17 protein-coding genes are annotated in these 13,808 nt (G+C 69.8%); 7 read left to right on the top strand and 10 right to left on the bottom strand.

All coding sequences use genetic code 11. The annotated features are described in order from the left end of the window. Nucleotides 1-47: 47 nt before the first annotated feature. From Pka01_RS27990 to Pka01_RS28005, 4 genes are all read right to left on the bottom strand, one after another. Nucleotides 48-749 (bottom strand): hypothetical protein, encoded by a 702-nt coding sequence (locus Pka01_RS27990; RefSeq protein WP_239115416.1) that lies wholly within the window; start codon nt 747-749, stop codon nt 48-50. A gap of 71 nt (nt 750-820) precedes the next feature. Further along, a complete protein-coding gene (locus Pka01_RS27995; protein ID WP_203885886.1) occupies nt 821-1,471 on the bottom strand; it encodes a response regulator in 651 nt (216 codons plus the stop codon). Continuing rightward, a complete protein-coding gene (locus Pka01_RS28000) occupies nt 1,462-2,631 on the bottom strand; it encodes a sensor histidine kinase (protein WP_203885887.1) in 1,170 nt (389 codons plus the stop codon). The genes Pka01_RS27995 and Pka01_RS28000 overlap by 10 nt, the downstream gene beginning before the upstream one ends. A 117-nt stretch (nt 2,632-2,748) precedes the next feature. Then, nucleotides 2,749-2,973 carry a hypothetical protein gene (locus tag Pka01_RS28005; RefSeq protein ID WP_203885888.1) on the bottom strand — a complete coding sequence of 75 codons (225 nt, stop codon included), beginning with the start codon at nt 2,971-2,973 and terminating at the stop codon, nt 2,749-2,751. 729 nt (nt 2,974-3,702) lie between these two features. Between Pka01_RS28005 and Pka01_RS28010 the strand changes: the two genes are divergently transcribed. Both Pka01_RS28010 and Pka01_RS28015 read left to right on the top strand, forming a co-directional pair. Beyond that, nucleotides 3,703-4,188, top strand: a complete 486-nt coding sequence (locus Pka01_RS28010; RefSeq protein WP_203885889.1) for a hypothetical protein — start codon at nt 3,703-3,705, stop codon at nt 4,186-4,188. Nucleotides 4,189-4,401: 213 nt separating this feature from the next. Continuing rightward, nucleotides 4,402-5,037, top strand: coding sequence for a class I SAM-dependent methyltransferase (locus tag Pka01_RS28015; protein ID WP_308442288.1), 636 nt, complete (start codon nt 4,402-4,404; stop codon nt 5,035-5,037). 11 nt (nt 5,038-5,048) lie between these two features. Here Pka01_RS28015 and Pka01_RS28020 read toward each other — a convergent pair whose 3' ends face one another. Next, entirely contained in the window at nt 5,049-5,546 is a 498-nt protein-coding gene (locus tag Pka01_RS28020) for an FBP domain-containing protein (RefSeq protein ID WP_203885890.1), read from the bottom strand. 75 nt (nt 5,547-5,621) lie between these two features. On the opposite strand from Pka01_RS28020, the gene Pka01_RS28025 reads away from it, so the two are divergent. Beyond that, nucleotides 5,622-6,191, top strand: coding sequence for a TetR/AcrR family transcriptional regulator (locus tag Pka01_RS28025; protein WP_203885891.1), 570 nt, complete (start codon nt 5,622-5,624; stop codon nt 6,189-6,191). Nucleotides 6,192-6,229: 38 nt separating this feature from the next. On the opposite strand, the gene crcB (Pka01_RS28030) is transcribed toward Pka01_RS28025, so the two are convergent. From crcB (Pka01_RS28030) to crcB (Pka01_RS28040), 3 genes are read right to left on the bottom strand one after another with little or no spacing between them, the layout of a single operon-like run. Further along, the gene (crcB, locus tag Pka01_RS28030; protein ID WP_203885892.1) at nt 6,230-6,604 is read right to left on the bottom strand and encodes a fluoride efflux transporter CrcB; all 375 of its coding nucleotides are present in this window, start codon (nt 6,602-6,604) and stop codon (nt 6,230-6,232) included. Continuing rightward, nucleotides 6,601-6,948 carry a DUF190 domain-containing protein gene (locus tag Pka01_RS28035; protein ID WP_203885893.1) on the bottom strand — a complete coding sequence of 116 codons (348 nt, stop codon included), beginning with the start codon at nt 6,946-6,948 and terminating at the stop codon, nt 6,601-6,603. The genes crcB (Pka01_RS28030) and Pka01_RS28035 overlap by 4 nt, the downstream gene beginning before the upstream one ends. Beyond that, the gene (gene crcB / locus Pka01_RS28040) at nt 6,945-7,418 is read right to left on the bottom strand and encodes a fluoride efflux transporter CrcB (protein ID WP_239115418.1); all 474 of its coding nucleotides are present in this window, start codon (nt 7,416-7,418) and stop codon (nt 6,945-6,947) included. Before crcB (Pka01_RS28040) ends, Pka01_RS28035 begins: the two co-directional genes overlap by 4 nt. Before the next feature lie 321 nt (nt 7,419-7,739). Here crcB (Pka01_RS28040) and Pka01_RS28045 point away from each other — a divergent pair, with 321 nt between their 5' ends. Continuing rightward, nucleotides 7,740-8,231: a GNAT family N-acetyltransferase gene (locus Pka01_RS28045; RefSeq protein ID WP_203885894.1), complete on the top strand. Its 492-nt coding sequence runs from the start codon at nt 7,740-7,742 to the stop codon at nt 8,229-8,231. A gap of 39 nt (nt 8,232-8,270) precedes the next feature. On the opposite strand, the gene Pka01_RS28050 is transcribed toward Pka01_RS28045, so the two are convergent. Further along, entirely contained in the window at nt 8,271-9,161 is an 891-nt protein-coding gene (locus tag Pka01_RS28050; RefSeq protein ID WP_203885895.1) for a transglutaminase-like domain-containing protein, read from the bottom strand. Between the two features lie 37 nt (nt 9,162-9,198). Then, a complete protein-coding gene (locus tag Pka01_RS28055; RefSeq protein ID WP_239115420.1) occupies nt 9,199-10,536 on the bottom strand; it encodes a sensor histidine kinase in 1,338 nt (445 codons plus the stop codon). Between the two features lie 306 nt (nt 10,537-10,842). Between Pka01_RS28055 and Pka01_RS28060 the strand changes: the two genes are divergently transcribed. The 3 genes from Pka01_RS28060 to Pka01_RS28070 all read left to right on the top strand — a co-directional run bounded on the left by Pka01_RS28060 (nt 10,843) and on the right by Pka01_RS28070 (nt 13,787). Continuing rightward, a complete protein-coding gene (locus Pka01_RS28060) occupies nt 10,843-11,154 on the top strand; it encodes an ArsR/SmtB family transcription factor (RefSeq protein WP_239115422.1) in 312 nt (103 codons plus the stop codon). Continuing rightward, entirely contained in the window at nt 11,151-11,384 is a 234-nt protein-coding gene (locus tag Pka01_RS28065; RefSeq protein ID WP_203885897.1) for a hypothetical protein, read from the top strand. Before Pka01_RS28060 ends, Pka01_RS28065 begins: the two co-directional genes overlap by 4 nt. Before the next feature lie 162 nt (nt 11,385-11,546). Then, nucleotides 11,547-13,787, top strand: a complete 2,241-nt coding sequence (locus Pka01_RS28070) for an MMPL family transporter (RefSeq protein WP_203885898.1) — start codon at nt 11,547-11,549, stop codon at nt 13,785-13,787. Nucleotides 13,788-13,808: the final 21 nt, after the last annotated feature.

Below are 13,808 nucleotides of genomic sequence, written 5' to 3' on the forward strand. Positions count from 1 at the left end.
CCGGTACGAAATGACCCCCCAGGCGCTGCTCCTGCCTCAGCCCGCTTCTAACCGGCCATGCCGAGGAACACGGCAACGGCGCCCACGCCTAGCGTGAGCGGGTAAGCCCACCATCTGGGCGGAGGGCCGTCCCTCAGAATGCGCACCCCCAGCGGCACGAGCGCCGAGCACAGACCGAGGGTGGCGACGATCGACATCGGGCCGGTGCCCTTGAGCACGCCGATCGGCAGCGCGCTCATCGACGCCAGGGCGACGGCTCGGGCGACTCCCAGCACGCCTGCCCGCCACGCCCCGACGGCGAGCACGATCCAGCCGAAGAAGATCGCGCCTGACAGTGAGTGGAACACGTGGAACGCCCCGTAGGAGCCGGCGATCACCTTCTGCGCCGCCTCGACCCCCTGGACGTCGACGACCTGGAAGGCCAGATGGTTGATCCCGGCGTGGAAGACGCGGGCGAACAACCCGGACAGAACCAGCACGCCACCCCAGAGCGCCCATCTCATCTGGGTCGGCCACACGCGCCGTACCACCCCCATGACGGCGGGCCACAGCAGGACGTCGCCCGCGACGAAGGCGCTGTAGGAGGCGGTCATCCGTCCGGGGCTCGCGGCGAACGCGGCGAGTTGCTCGGGGAAGAAGCCATCGAAATCCACCCGGAGCAGCACGCCGCCGAGCATCAGGATCGGCCCGAGGACAAGCCCGGCGCCCTCGACCCAGCGGCCGGGGAACTCGAAAGAGGTCGTGGTCATGCCGTCGATCCAACCGACGCGGCCTCCGCCGCACATTGGCCCAGGGACCCGGTCTCGGGGTAGACCTGGCACTACCTCGGCTCGGCCTGCAGGAAGGCGAGGACGGCGAGGACGCGGCGATGGCCGTCGGCGGCAGGCGGGAGGTCGAGCTTGGCGAAGATGCTCGCGATGTGCTTGGCGACCGCCGCATCGGTGACGAAGAGCGCCCGAGCTATCGAGGCGTTCGACCGTCCCTCGGCGATCAGGGCGAGCACCTCCAGCTCCCTCGGGGTGAGCCGCCGCAGGGGGTCGCGCCGCCCGCTGAGCAGCTGCCGCACCACCTCGGGGTCCACGACCGTGCCGCCCTCCGCGACCCGGACGAGTGCGTCGACGAACTCGCCGACGTCGCCGATCCGCTCCTTCAGCAGATAGCCGATGCCGGCGCCACGGCCGGAGCCGAGCAACTCGGCGGCGTAGGTCTGCTCGACGTACTGGCTGAGCACCAGCACGGCCAGATCCGGATGCTCCGCGCGCAGCTCGAGCGCGGCCCGCAGCCCCTCGTCGGTGAAGCCGGGTGGCATCCGCACATCGACCACGACGATGTCAGGCCTGTGCTCCGCCACCGCGGCGACCAGGGAGCCGGCGTCACCGACCGAGGCGACGACCGGGTGCCCGAAGCGCTCCAGCAGTCCGGCGAGGCCTTCGCGCAGGAGGACGGAGTCTTCGGCGATCGCTACGCGCACGGGATCTCCACTCGCATCGTCGTCGGCCCGCCTGCCGGACTGGACAGGGCCATCCTCCCGTCGACCACGGAGACCCTGTCGGCCAGCCCCGTCAGGCCGGTGCCGCCCGCAGGATCCGCGCCGCCGACCCCGTCGTCGCGGATCTCCATGACCAGCATGTCGTCGACCAGACGGCCGTACACCTGAGCACGGCCGGCCTGGCTGTGCTTGGCGATGTTCGACAGGGCCTCCGACACGATGTAATAGGCGGCGACCTCGACGGCCTCGGGCAACCGCCGCGGCAGCGCGAGGTCGACGTCCACAGGAACCGGGGAGCGCCCGGCCGTGTCCCGGGCGGCGGCGGCGAGGCCGCGGTCGGTGAGTATCTGCGGGTGCACACCGCGGATCAGTTCCCGCAGCTCGGCCAGAGCTCGCTTGGCCTCCTCATGGGCCTGCGCGACCTGCTCCGCGGCCGGCCCGTCGGGCGGCAGGTCGAGCCGTGCCAGACCCAGCTTCACGGTCAGTGCGACGAGCCGTTGCTGGGCGCCGTCGTGCAGGTCGCGCTCGATCCTGCGGCGTTCCAGCTCGAACGCGTCCACCAGGCGTGCCCGTGAACGAAGCACGTCGGCCAGTTCCCCCTCACGCGGAGCGAGCAGCGCCCTGACCATGGCTTGGCGGGCTCCCGCCCAGGCGGTGACGATGTAGGCGGCCACCGGGAGCAGAACGAGTCCCGCGGCCGAGGCCGTCAGCGCGGCGGCGAGCGGCCATCCCGCCTCCACGGGCTGGAGGGCCGGTGAAAGGATCAGCACGACGGGGCCGCCGACGCTGAAGCCGACCACCACCAGGTCGATCCACCAGAGCGCGAGGACTGAGACCAGCGTCAGGCTGATCTCCCGCCACCGCCCGGCGGTCACCCGGGTGACGGGGACGGAGTCGACCAGGCGCATCCGCCACCGCTCGAACCCCGCCACCAGCGGCACGACCAGCCCCGCGGCGGCGATCCCGACGACGGCCATGAGCGGGACGAATCCCAGGAGAGAGATCGACACCGCGGTGACGGCGACGGTGACGCCCAGCACGGCGCTCGACAGCAGGTACGCCAGTGACCGCCACGGCCACCGGGACCGCAGGAACGGCAGCGGACGCAGAGTGAGGGCCTCCAGGGCGGTCCGGGTGCGCACCCGCCAGAAGTTACCCGCTTGTTTGATCGCCCTGGCGGCGCCCAGACAGGACCTGGCCCCGGCGCGGAGCAGCCCCGCGAGGCGGTGGCTTCGCGGGGCTGCCGTCGTCCGTGGGCGCTACTCGCAGTACTGGGTCTCCCAGCGTGCGCCGCGGTAGCTGTAGCACATGTAGCAGTCACCCCTCCACATGCACGACGGCGCCGGGCGGGCCGTGTCGATGGCGGGGGCGCTGCGCTGAGCGGCCGCGCAGACGCTCGGCTCGGAGGCCTGGGCGGTGGCGGTTCCGGTGACGATGAGCGTGGACGCCGCCATCGCGACGGCGAGGAGTAAACGCTTGAGCATCAGAGATCACTCCCTGAGGTGAGGACCGAACCCCCGGATCGAGGGGGATGACGAGCGTCGGTTCCGACTCGGGATACGCCGATGCGGCGCTGAACACTATTCACACTAATCACGACATCAGATGAGATCTCCCCGCCTGAGGCAAAACATGGTTTCCAGCCGATCACTCCATGAAGTTTATTATCCGCATTAACCGGAAAAGCGGCATCGCATCCCGGCCTGCCGCCACGACCATTCGAGTCGCGGATTCATCCCGCCGACTGAATCCGGGAGGCGTTTCCCCGGAGTCGTAAATCCGGCGCCACCGGCAGAGAAAATGACCGGCAAGGAAATCGGCGGACGCCGGGAACGGCCCGCCCGGATGCTCATGGTCCCGCCGTCGGTTCCGCGTCCCGGTTCGGCGGATGCGCCTGTCTCACCGACGAATACGCAGGCCCGCGCCGCGATGTCCCCCCTCTCCGGCAAGGCGCCCATCCACCCCTTCTCGACACGGAACGGCGCGGCGGGCACCCGGTTCGCTGATCTGAGTGCAATCTCCCCCACTGGTGGATCACAACCGCCCGCAATTGGGCCCGGCCCACGGAAAACACAAAGTCATGCCCCTCTACTGAATAACCGTGCTGTCGTCTCAATACCCGCCAACTTCTCTAGACGGGCCCGGAACTCGATGCCCACGATGGTTGTAGATCCGCAATCGCCGCGGTTCAGGCGATTCGGAGAGGAGGCATCATGCCCAAAAACCTGCTGTCGGCGTCGTTAGGCGCCACAGTGCTCGGGGCTCTGGTGTTCGGGCTCGCTCAAGCGCCGAACGGCTCCGCCGGCCCGAACTCGATGAACACGACAACGCTCAGCATGTCGAACCACGCAAAGACGGCTGCGGCATCTCAGGTGCAGCCGCCCCGCCCCGACCGTGGCCGTGAGGGCCGGCACTACCGCGAGCGGTTCAGAGAGCACCGCGTCCACGAGCGGTTCCGCGAGGACCGGCGCATGCGCGACCGGTTCAGAGAGGACCGCCCCTTCCGCGAGCGCGAACGGTTCAGGGAGCACCGCGTCCGCGAGCGGTTCGGGTTCAGCGAAGACCGCCCCTTCAGGCAGCGCGACCGGTTCATGGAGCGTCCCTTCCGTGAGCGGATGCGCGGAGGCCCGGCACCCGGCGACCGGTTCGCGGAAGAGCGGTTCTCTCGCGACCGGTTCGGGTTCATGGACGAGGACTAGGAGGCAGTGACGCCTGGCGCCCACGCCAGGCACGGGCGGCCGTTCGCAGGACCATGTGGTCGTGCGGGCGGTCGCCCACCCGGCGTTTCCACCCCGGTCCTCGTTTTCCGGCAGGCCGGCGGAGCAGGCCGGGCGGACGCCGGGCCCACCCTGTCCGGCTGAACGTCGCCGCAGGCGCTGTCCGAGTTCCCCTAGGCGAGCTACCGTGAACCGGTGTCGGACATTTCCCCACGGGACCAACGGTTACGCCGGTACTGGGACCGGCAGGCCGACTCCTACGATCGGCAGATGGCGTTCGCCGAGCGCCGCCTGTTCGCCGACACCCGCCCCTGGCTGTGCGGGCAGGCGGTCGGCGACACGCTGGAGGTGGCCGTCGGCAGCGGCCTGAACCTCGCCCACTACCCCGACGACGTACGGCTCACCGGCGTGGAGTGGAGTGCCCAGATGCTCGCCGTCGCCCGGCGCCGAGCCCGCGAGCTCGGCCGTACGGTCGATCTGCACCAGGGCGACGCCCGGGATCTGCCCTTCACCGACGAGCGCTTCGACACGGTCGTGTGCACGTTCGCGCTGTGCGGGATCCCCGACGAACACGTGGCCCTCGCCGAGATGGCACGAGTCCTGCGGCCCGGCGGGTTACTGCTCCTGGCCGATCACGTGGAATCGTCCGCCTGGCCGCTTCGCGGGCTGCAGGCCCTGGTGGACGCGTTCACCGTGCCGATGTCCGGGGAGCACTACCGCCGGCGGCCGATCCGCCGGGTGTCCGCGATGGGATTCACCGTCGAGCAGCACGGGCGCTTCAAGCTCGGCGTCATCGAGCGGTTCGCGGCCAGGAAACCCGCGAACGGGTGACCGCGGACCGGTCACTCGAGCACCTTGTCCACGAAGGAGTGCAGATTGGCCCGGGTCCGGGCGACCTTCTCCGCCACGGTGAGGGACTCGTCGACGACCCCGGACCCCGCGGCCTCCCTCTTCCCCCGCGTGTAGAGGGAGCAGGCGAGGTCGACGCACAGGTATCGCCCGACCGAGTCGCCCTGGCGACCTGCCTCCCCGGTTCGGCGCGCGGTCATCAGCGCCACCCCGCCGCCGGTGTGCGTGGTCAGGCACAGTGAGCACATGCTGCGTGAGGTGAAGCGCCGTGTCGCGCCGGACGTCACCCGGAGCGCGATTCCCACGAGGGGTCCGTCGCGTTCGGCGATCAGATAGGCGCGCCCGGGTGCACCCGGATCTCGCCATCCGAGGAAGTCGAGGTCTTCCCAGGGAAGGTCCACGAGATCATGCGGAAGATCGAGACGCTTGGCCTCTCCCTTGGAACAGTTGACGAATGATGTGCGGATGTCCTGCTCTGTGACTGGTCTCATGAGCAGGGAGGCTAGTAAACTTAAAACCTGTAAGCAAATAGTTAAGCTGCGTAAGCAAGCGGAGAAGGGCGGCACATGGCACGGGCGGGACTGACCGCGGAACGTGTGACCCAGGCGGCCGCGGACCTGGCCGACGAGATCGGCTTCCAGCACATGACCGTCTCGGCGCTCGCGCGCGGATTCGGCGTCAAGCCCGCGGCCCTGTACTCACACGTCAAGGACGCCCAGGACGTGAAGGTCAGGGTGGCGTCGCTGGCCCTCACGGAGCTCGCCGACAGAGCCGCCGCCGCCCTGGCCGGTCGCGCGGGCAAGGACGCACTGGTGGCCTTCGCGAACGTCTACCGGGACTACGCGAAGGAGCACCCAGGCAGGTATGCCGCGACGCAGATGGAACTCGACCCGGAGACGGCGGCCGCCGACGCGGCGAGACGGAACGCGGAGCTGACCCGGGCCCTGCTGCGCGGATACGAACTGCAGGAGCCCGACCAAACAGACGCGGTGCGGATGCTGGGCGGCCTGTTCCACGGGTACGTCACCCTCGAGAAGGCGGGCGGGTTCCGCCACACCCCCCGCGAGGTCGACGCCTCGTGGTCCAGGACACTGGACGCCCTCGACAGCCTCCTCAGGAACTGGCCGCCGGCCTGACGACCCGCGACAGGAGCCCCCGGCGACCGGCCAGGTCGCTATCGCCAGACGGCCTGCGCCAGCGCGGCTCCGACGAACGCCGCCCCGAGACCGGCGACCACGCTGGCGACGACGTTGGCGACGGCGAAGAACCGTGCGCCGGTCTCGACCAGTCGCAGCGTCTCGTAGGAGAACGTCGAATAGGTGGTCAACGCTCCGCACAGCCCGGTGCCCAGCAGCAGTTGCAGACAGGACGGGGCGGCGCCCGCCGCCACCGCGCCCGTCAGCACGCCGAGGATCAGGCAGCCGGCGACGTTGACGGTGAAGGTCCCCCACGGGAACACGGTGTCGTGCCTGACCTGAATCGCCCTGTCCGTGAGATAGCGCAAGGGTGCGCCAACCACAGCGCCGGCGATGACCAGCAGCCAGTTCACCGAGCGGCCTGCCTGACCGCATGACGGACGACCTCGACCTCGTCCAGGATCGCCAGTCCCTCACCGACCAGTTCGTCGAGCTGGGGCAGGAACGCGCGAATCCGCTCGGCGGTGTCCACCATGACGATGCACAGCGGAAGATCCTCGCTCAGCGACAACAACCGGGCGGTATGGATCCGGGAGGAGGCCCCGTATCCCTCCACCCCGCGGAACACGCTCGCCCCGGCGAGACCCGCCTTGTGGGCGCGGTGCACGATCTCGCTCGACAGCGGTTTGTGATGCCATCGGTCGCTCTCGCCGATGAAGACGGTCAGCCGCAGCGCCGTCCCGGTCAAACCGGTCATCGTGCCCTCCATCCGATCAGCAGGCGGGTCAGCTTGGCGGCCGCCCAGACTCCGGCCAAGGCGGTGACCAGCGTCGACATCAGATAGGCGAGCCCCATGGCCGCGTGCCCGGACTCCACCAGCCGCTGGATGTCGACCGCGTACGTCGAGAAGGTGGTGTATCCGCCCAGGATTCCGGTGCCGACGAACGGGCGTACCAGCCGGTGCGCCGTCCACAACTCCGTGATCACCACCATGAAGACGCCGATGATCACGCAGCCGCTGAGGTTGACCAGCAACGTGGCCCAGGGAAACGCGCCGGGGAGCGCGGGCCACAACAGCGACGCCCCATAGCGGGCACACGCTCCGATGGCGCCGCCCACCGCGACGACCGCGACCACCGGGCCCTGCCCCTGCCACAGGTCTCGGCGCCACAAGGGAACCCTGAAGTCGACATCGGAATCGATCGGCTCAGACCGGGGCACTTCCACTCGCCTACCTCCTACCCGTGCGCGCACGCAGACGCGTCCATCACCAGGTAGGGACCGTTGACGGCACGATTCGCCGCGGTTCGGGTACGGCGGGCCCCACCGCCGCGCGGCCTCCGGAGGGGGGACCGCTCGTGGTCAGTCTATCGGGGCGTCTCCTGCGGCCCCGCGCGGGATCATCACGGCGCGACTCGATCTCGCTACCTGCCCGGCCTGCGTCGAGGCACCCGATCCGGCCGTCATCCGCCGTCAGGGACGATCGTCTTTTGTTCGTCGGTATATGGGCCTGAATCGGCGGCGCGATCAGTGAATAGGCTGTCGAGCATGATGAGGCTGGAGCGGCTCCGCGCCGACCACGCGCCCGCCCTGCTGGTCTTCGAGAAGGAGAACAGGGAGTACTTCGCACAGTCGATCCCGGATCGTGGGGACGCGTACTTCGTGGAGTTCACCGCCCGGCACCGCGCTCTGCTCGCCGAGCAGGCGATCGGACTGTGTCACTTCCACGTCATCGTGGACGTCGAGGGAGCCCTCCTCGGCCGCGTCAATCTCGTCGACGTCAAGGACGGCGCCGCCGAACTCGGCTACCGGATCGGCGAGCGCGCCGCCGGCCGGGGCGTGGCCACCGCCGCGGTCGAGGAGGTGTGCCGCCTGGCCGCCGCGCCCTACGGCCTCGCCTCACTCGTCGCGGTCACCACCCTCGACAACCACGCGTCCCAGGCCGTGCTCGAACGCAACGGGTTCACCCTGGTCGAGGACATCAGCGTCGGAGGGCGTCCGGGCGTGAAGTACCGGCGCCGGCTCGCCGCCACGCGTTGATCACCCGGGCCACCGTCATCGCCCTTCCACCGCCCGAAATCAGAGAGCTTCGTCGCGATCGAGAACGGCGTTGTGCACCGACGAGGGAACGGTGAGCCGGTCGTCGCTCTGGAAGAGCAGCCGTAACTCGTCCAGGGAGGACTCCGGTGTCCGGGTGAGAGCGGCGACGCGGTCGAAGAGGGCGGCCAGGTCGTCGCCGATCGGCTGGTCGGGCGCGGGCATCGCGCCCCAGCTGTCCCACGGCAGGAGTTCCAGGTTGAGCAGTGCGGCGGCGTCCCGCATCAGGTTGCCCGCGATCCACCAGAGCCCCGACTCACCGATGACGCTCAGCCCGAAGACGGCGGGGTCCAGTTCCCCGGCCCGGCACCGGATCCAGGCTTCCCCGGCGGTCAGGAAACGATCGCGCGGGACGTCGGTGACGTCGAAGTCCACGGGGAACATGCCGCGCTGCCGCTGATCGATCTGCGGATCGACGAGGATCCACCGCTCCTGAGCGTCGTTCCAGTACTCGCAGACCCAGTGGTCCTCGAACCAGCCGGTCACGAAGTATCCGCCGAAACCGCACCGCGCCCTCGCGGGCACCCCCCGCCCCCGGAGCAGGGCGACCAGGAACACCGTGAAGTGCCGGCAGTTGCCGGCGATCCGGGCACCCGGCTCTCGCGCGATCTCCAGCGGCCGGTCGTCGCGATCGGCGATGCGGTCCAGCAGCCGCTCCACCGGCCGGATGTGCACGCTGGCGCGGTCTTCGTCGGACAACTCCACCCCGTAGGCCGGCGCGATGTACTCGTGGACGATGAGACCGTGCCCGATGGCGGCCAAGCCGGCGAGGTCGCGCGGGCTCACCGCGTCGAGACGATGTTGGTGGCGGCCGGGCGAGGTCATCACCGCCGGGCTGGTGTAGAAGGACGTGAACTGCCGGTGGAGCCGCATCGCTCACCTCGCGGATCGGGGGGTGTCGGGTGATCTGTCAGCTGCCTCCGAGCTTGCCAGAGTGGCCCGACACTTTCGGCACGTCCTGCCTGGACCTGCGCCTGGGGATGCGCATGACGAATCGGGCGCCTCGTTCGCTGTCCTGGATGGTCAAGGTGCCCCCGTGCGCCTCCGCGACCTCCCGCGCGATCGCCAGCCCCAGCCCGGTCCCTCCCGCGTCCCTGTCGCGGGAGGCGTCCAGCCGGGTGAACCGGTCGAAGACGATCTCCCGGTGTTCGGGGGCGATGCCCGCCCCGTCGTCGGCGACCTCGAGTACGGCGTCCGCCCCGTCGGCCCGCACGGTGACGGTGATCTTCGAGGAGGCGTGGCGTTCGGCGTTGTCGAGCAGGTTGACCAGCACGCGGGTGATCCGCAGCCGGTCGCAGTCGATGACGACACCCCGCTGCAGATCCTTGACGATCATCATCCGGTAGGTTCGCCGGTCCAGTTCGGCGCCGACCAACTGACCCAGGTCGGCCGCCTCGCGGCTGAGGGGGGCCCGCGCGTCCAGCCGGGCGAGGGTCAGCAGGTCGGTGACGATCGCCTGGAGCCGGTCCACCCCGGCGAGCACCGCCACGGCCATCTTCGGCCAGTCGGCGCCCTGCGGGTGCATGAGCGCCTCTTCCAGTTGGGCCCGCATGGCGGTGATGGGGCTGCGGAGATCGTGTGAGGCGTCCGAGGTGAACCGCCGCAACTGCTGGTAGGCGCCTTCGAGACGGTCCAGGGTGTCGTTGACCGTCTCGGCCAGTGACTTGATCTCCTCGTACTTCCTGGGCACGGGGACCCGGCGGTCGAGGGCGGAGGCGGTGATCTCCGCCAGTTCCGCGCTTATGGCGTTCACCGGGGCCATGGCCTTGGTGAGATCACGGAACGACCAGGCCGTCATCATCGCCGTCACCACGACGGACACGCCGATCGCCAGGAGCAGCGCCGTGGTGGTCCCGTACCAGGGGACCACCCGGACCGCCACGTAGAGGAGCCAGACGCCTCCCGGCTGGTAGACCTTGTACGACGCGACGGTCATGCAGCCCTGCAGCCCGGCGGGAGGGCACAGGACGCGGGCGGCCCGCACGCTGCTGTTGACCGAACGGAAGTCGGCCATCGGCGGCTTGCCTGCGAGCTGGGGGGTCGCCGCGACCACCTGGCCATGGGAGTTCACGACCTGGATCGCCTCGACCTTGCCCTGCTGCAGCACGGACGGGAGAGGACCCTGCCGGATGAGGGGGACGACGCGGTTCCAGGCGGCGGTGGCCCGGGTCTGGGCGCCGTCGGCCTCCTTGTTGCCCGCGAACAGGAGGAAGAGCAGGCTCACCCCGATGCAGAGCAGTACCGCCACGACGCCGGTAGCCAATGTTCTCCGGGCCCTGAAGGACGGCCGGTACCAGGCTGGCATGTCCTCCCCCGAACGCGTGATTGCCCACCTCCTACTAGTCAAAGAAACCGCACAATTCGACAACAACGTCCCGAAATAGGGCAAAACTTTGAGGGTGGGAGTGACTCACCCAGGCCGCGAGGCACTCGGTCCGTCACCACCAGTCCCCCGTCTCACACCCGCATTGACGTCGCCCGTCCCACCTGTCAGTCTCTACTTACAGGTGAAACATCGAGCGACAGGATTGGGACTCTGACCAGTGAGGAGCTGTTGGCCCTGCTCGCCGCCGTCGGTCATCCGCAGCGGCTACGGGTCATCGCCGGACTGTCCGCCGGCCGGGTACACGTCAGCGAGCTGGCCCGGCGGCTCGGCATGTCGCGCCCCCTTCTCTACCTGCATCTGGAACGCCTGGAGAAGGCGGGGCTGGTCACCGGCGACCTTGAACTGTCACCGGACGGCAAGGCGATGAAGTATTTCGAACTGGTGCCGTTCGATGTCCACCTGACGGTGGACGTGGTCCTCGCCGCGCTCCGAGCAGACGAACAGGAAGGGCTCAACGACGTGCAGGAGACCCCGAGATGAAGAACATCATCGTTCCCGTCGCGGCGCTTTTCGCGGTGTTCACCGTCGTCGCGGTGGGCCTCATCTACTACTTCCGGTTTCTCCAGCACCGTGCGGACGCGGCCGTGATGGCGAGGTACGAGGAGCTCGCCGAGCAGTCGGGCCAGAACCAGGAACGGCTGAACGCCCAGCTCGCCGAGCTGACCTCGCGTCTCGCCGCCGTAGAGCAACTCCTGCGAAGCGTCGGATGACCGCCGGGCCGCGGTCGCGGGGATCGGAGGCCGGAAGCACCCGATGACAGGCCCCGGGGCGGCGAGCGGCAACTCGCCACCCCGGGAAACGGAAGTCGTGCGACCACGCCGTGTCGGCGTGCCTTGAAGCGCACACACCTCTCAGGGAAAGGAGAGCAGCTCATGCTGCTCCGAGGCAAATCCCATCCAGGGCGGACCGGGTCCGCCCCCGTCGTCTCCCGGCCGTTGACGGTACGCGTGGCCCGCTGGAGTGCCACCCACCCATGGCGCGCGATCGCCGTCTGGCTCGTGTTCGTGGCGCTGTGTCTGGTGACGGGCTCGATCGCCGGGACCAACAGCGCCACGAGCGCCGACTACCGGGTCGGAGAGGCCGGCCGCGCCGAGGCGATCGCGGCGGAGGGCCGGCTGACGCGCGCGCCGACGGAGCGTGTTCTCATCGAATCCCCCTCCGGCCCCGTGGACGCCGTGGCCGCGGACCGGGCCGTCCACGATCTCACGCGCCGGATGCTCGCCCTGCCCGAGGTGGATCGGGTGGAACCTCCGGTCCGCTCCGAGAACGGCGAGATCGTCATGGTCTCGATCGTGATGAAGGGCGAGGAACTGGCGGCCAAGCGGCACCTCGGGCCGCTGATCGAGCAGACCGCCGCGGTGCAGGCGGCCAATCCGGGCCTGCGCGTCACGGAGACCGGCCGGCCGTCGATGAGCCGGGGCCTGGACGCGCAACGCGCCGACGACCTCCTCCGCTCCGAAATGATCACCTTCCCGGTGACGCTGGCGGTTCTGCTGCTCGTCTTCGGGTCGGTGCTGGCGGCAGGTGTGCCTCTGTTGCTGGCGGTCTCCTCGATCGCCGCCTCAATGGGTCTGGCGGCGGTCGCCTCGCACGCGCTGCCGGACGCGGGCGTGGGCAACAACGTGATCCTGCTGATCGGCATGGCGGTCGGCGTCGACTATTCGCTCTTCTACCTCAAGCGAGAAAGGGAGGAACGCGCGCGTGCGGGGGGCCGGGTCAGCCCGGCTGCCGCGGTGGAGCTCGCCGCGGCCACCTCGGGACGGGCGATCGTGGTGTCCGGGCTCGCGGTGATCGTCTCCACCGCCTGCCTCTATCTGGCCGCTGACGTGATCTTCTCCTCCCTGGCCACGGGCACCGTGATCGCCGTCCTGGTGGCCATGGTGAGCTCGCTGACCGTCCTGCCGGCCGTCCTGGCCAAGGCCGGCGACCGGGTCGAGCGCCGCCGTGCCCGCCGTGCCGTACATCCGGCTTCCGGACGGCGGGACGGCGGGCGGGTGTGGGGGGCCGTCCTGCGACCGGCCACGCGGCACCCGGTCGCCACCCTGCTCGCGGCCACGGTGGCGATGCTGGCACTGGCGCTGCCGGCCGTGACCCTGAAGCTGAACGTGCCGGGCACCGACACGTTCTCGCGGACGATCCCGGCCGTACGGACCTGGGACCGGCTGACCACCGCCTTCCCCCATGTGCAGACGACGCACCTGGTGGCTGTCAGGGCCGACCCGGCGCGCTCCGGCGAGGTCGTCACCGCGTTGGCGGACCTCGCGCGGCGTGTGGAGGCGGGCAGGCGTTCCGCGGACCCGGTTCCCGAGCCGAAGACCTCCTCCGACAGGCGGATCAGCACGCTCGAACTGGCGGTTCCGTTCCCGGCGGGTTCGCCGGAGGCGCGGCTGTCGCTCCAGCGCCTGCGGTCCGAGTACCTTCCCGCCACCGTCGGCAGGGTGGCCGGAGCCGAGGCGGCCGTCGGCGGAGACGTCGCCAGGGACGTCGACTACGTCGCGCACCAGAACGAGAAGCTGCCCTGGGTGATCGGGTTCCTGCTGGTGGCGACCTTCGTCATGACGGTGGCGGCGTTCGGCTCGGTGGTGATCGCCTTTCTCGGCGTGATCCTCAACCTGCTGTCGGCCGCGGCGGCCTTCGGCCTGCTCGTCGTGGTCTTCCAGCACACCTGGGCGGAGGGCCTGCTCGGCTTCACCTCCACTGGATTCATCGGGTCCCGGGTGCCGTTGTTCCTGTTCGTCATCCTGTTCGGGTTGTCGATGGACTACCAGGTGTTCGCGGTCAGCCGCATCAGGGAGTCCGCCCTGCGGGGCGCCCCGACGCGTGCGGCCGTGGTCGAAGGCATCGGCGGCTCCGCCGGGGTGATCACCAGCGCCGCCGTCGTCATGGTGTCGGTCTTCGCCAGTTTCATGTTCCTGTCGCTGGTCGAGATGAAGCAGATGGGCTTCGGCCTCGCCGTCGCCGTGTTGCTGGACGCCTTCGTCGTACGGACGATGATCCTGCCGTCGATCATGACGCTGCTCGGCGAGGCGAGCTGGTGGCCGTCACGGACGATGCGGCGCCGCCGAGCCGCGCCCGACCCGGCGGACGTGCTGCCGGTCGGCGCCGCGGATTGACGTTCAGCCGGAAGACGGGCG

The sequence above is a fragment of the Planotetraspora kaengkrachanensis genome, from assembly GCF_016862895.1.
In the GTDB taxonomy this organism is placed as follows: domain Bacteria; phylum Actinomycetota; class Actinomycetes; order Streptosporangiales; family Streptosporangiaceae; genus Planotetraspora; species Planotetraspora kaengkrachanensis.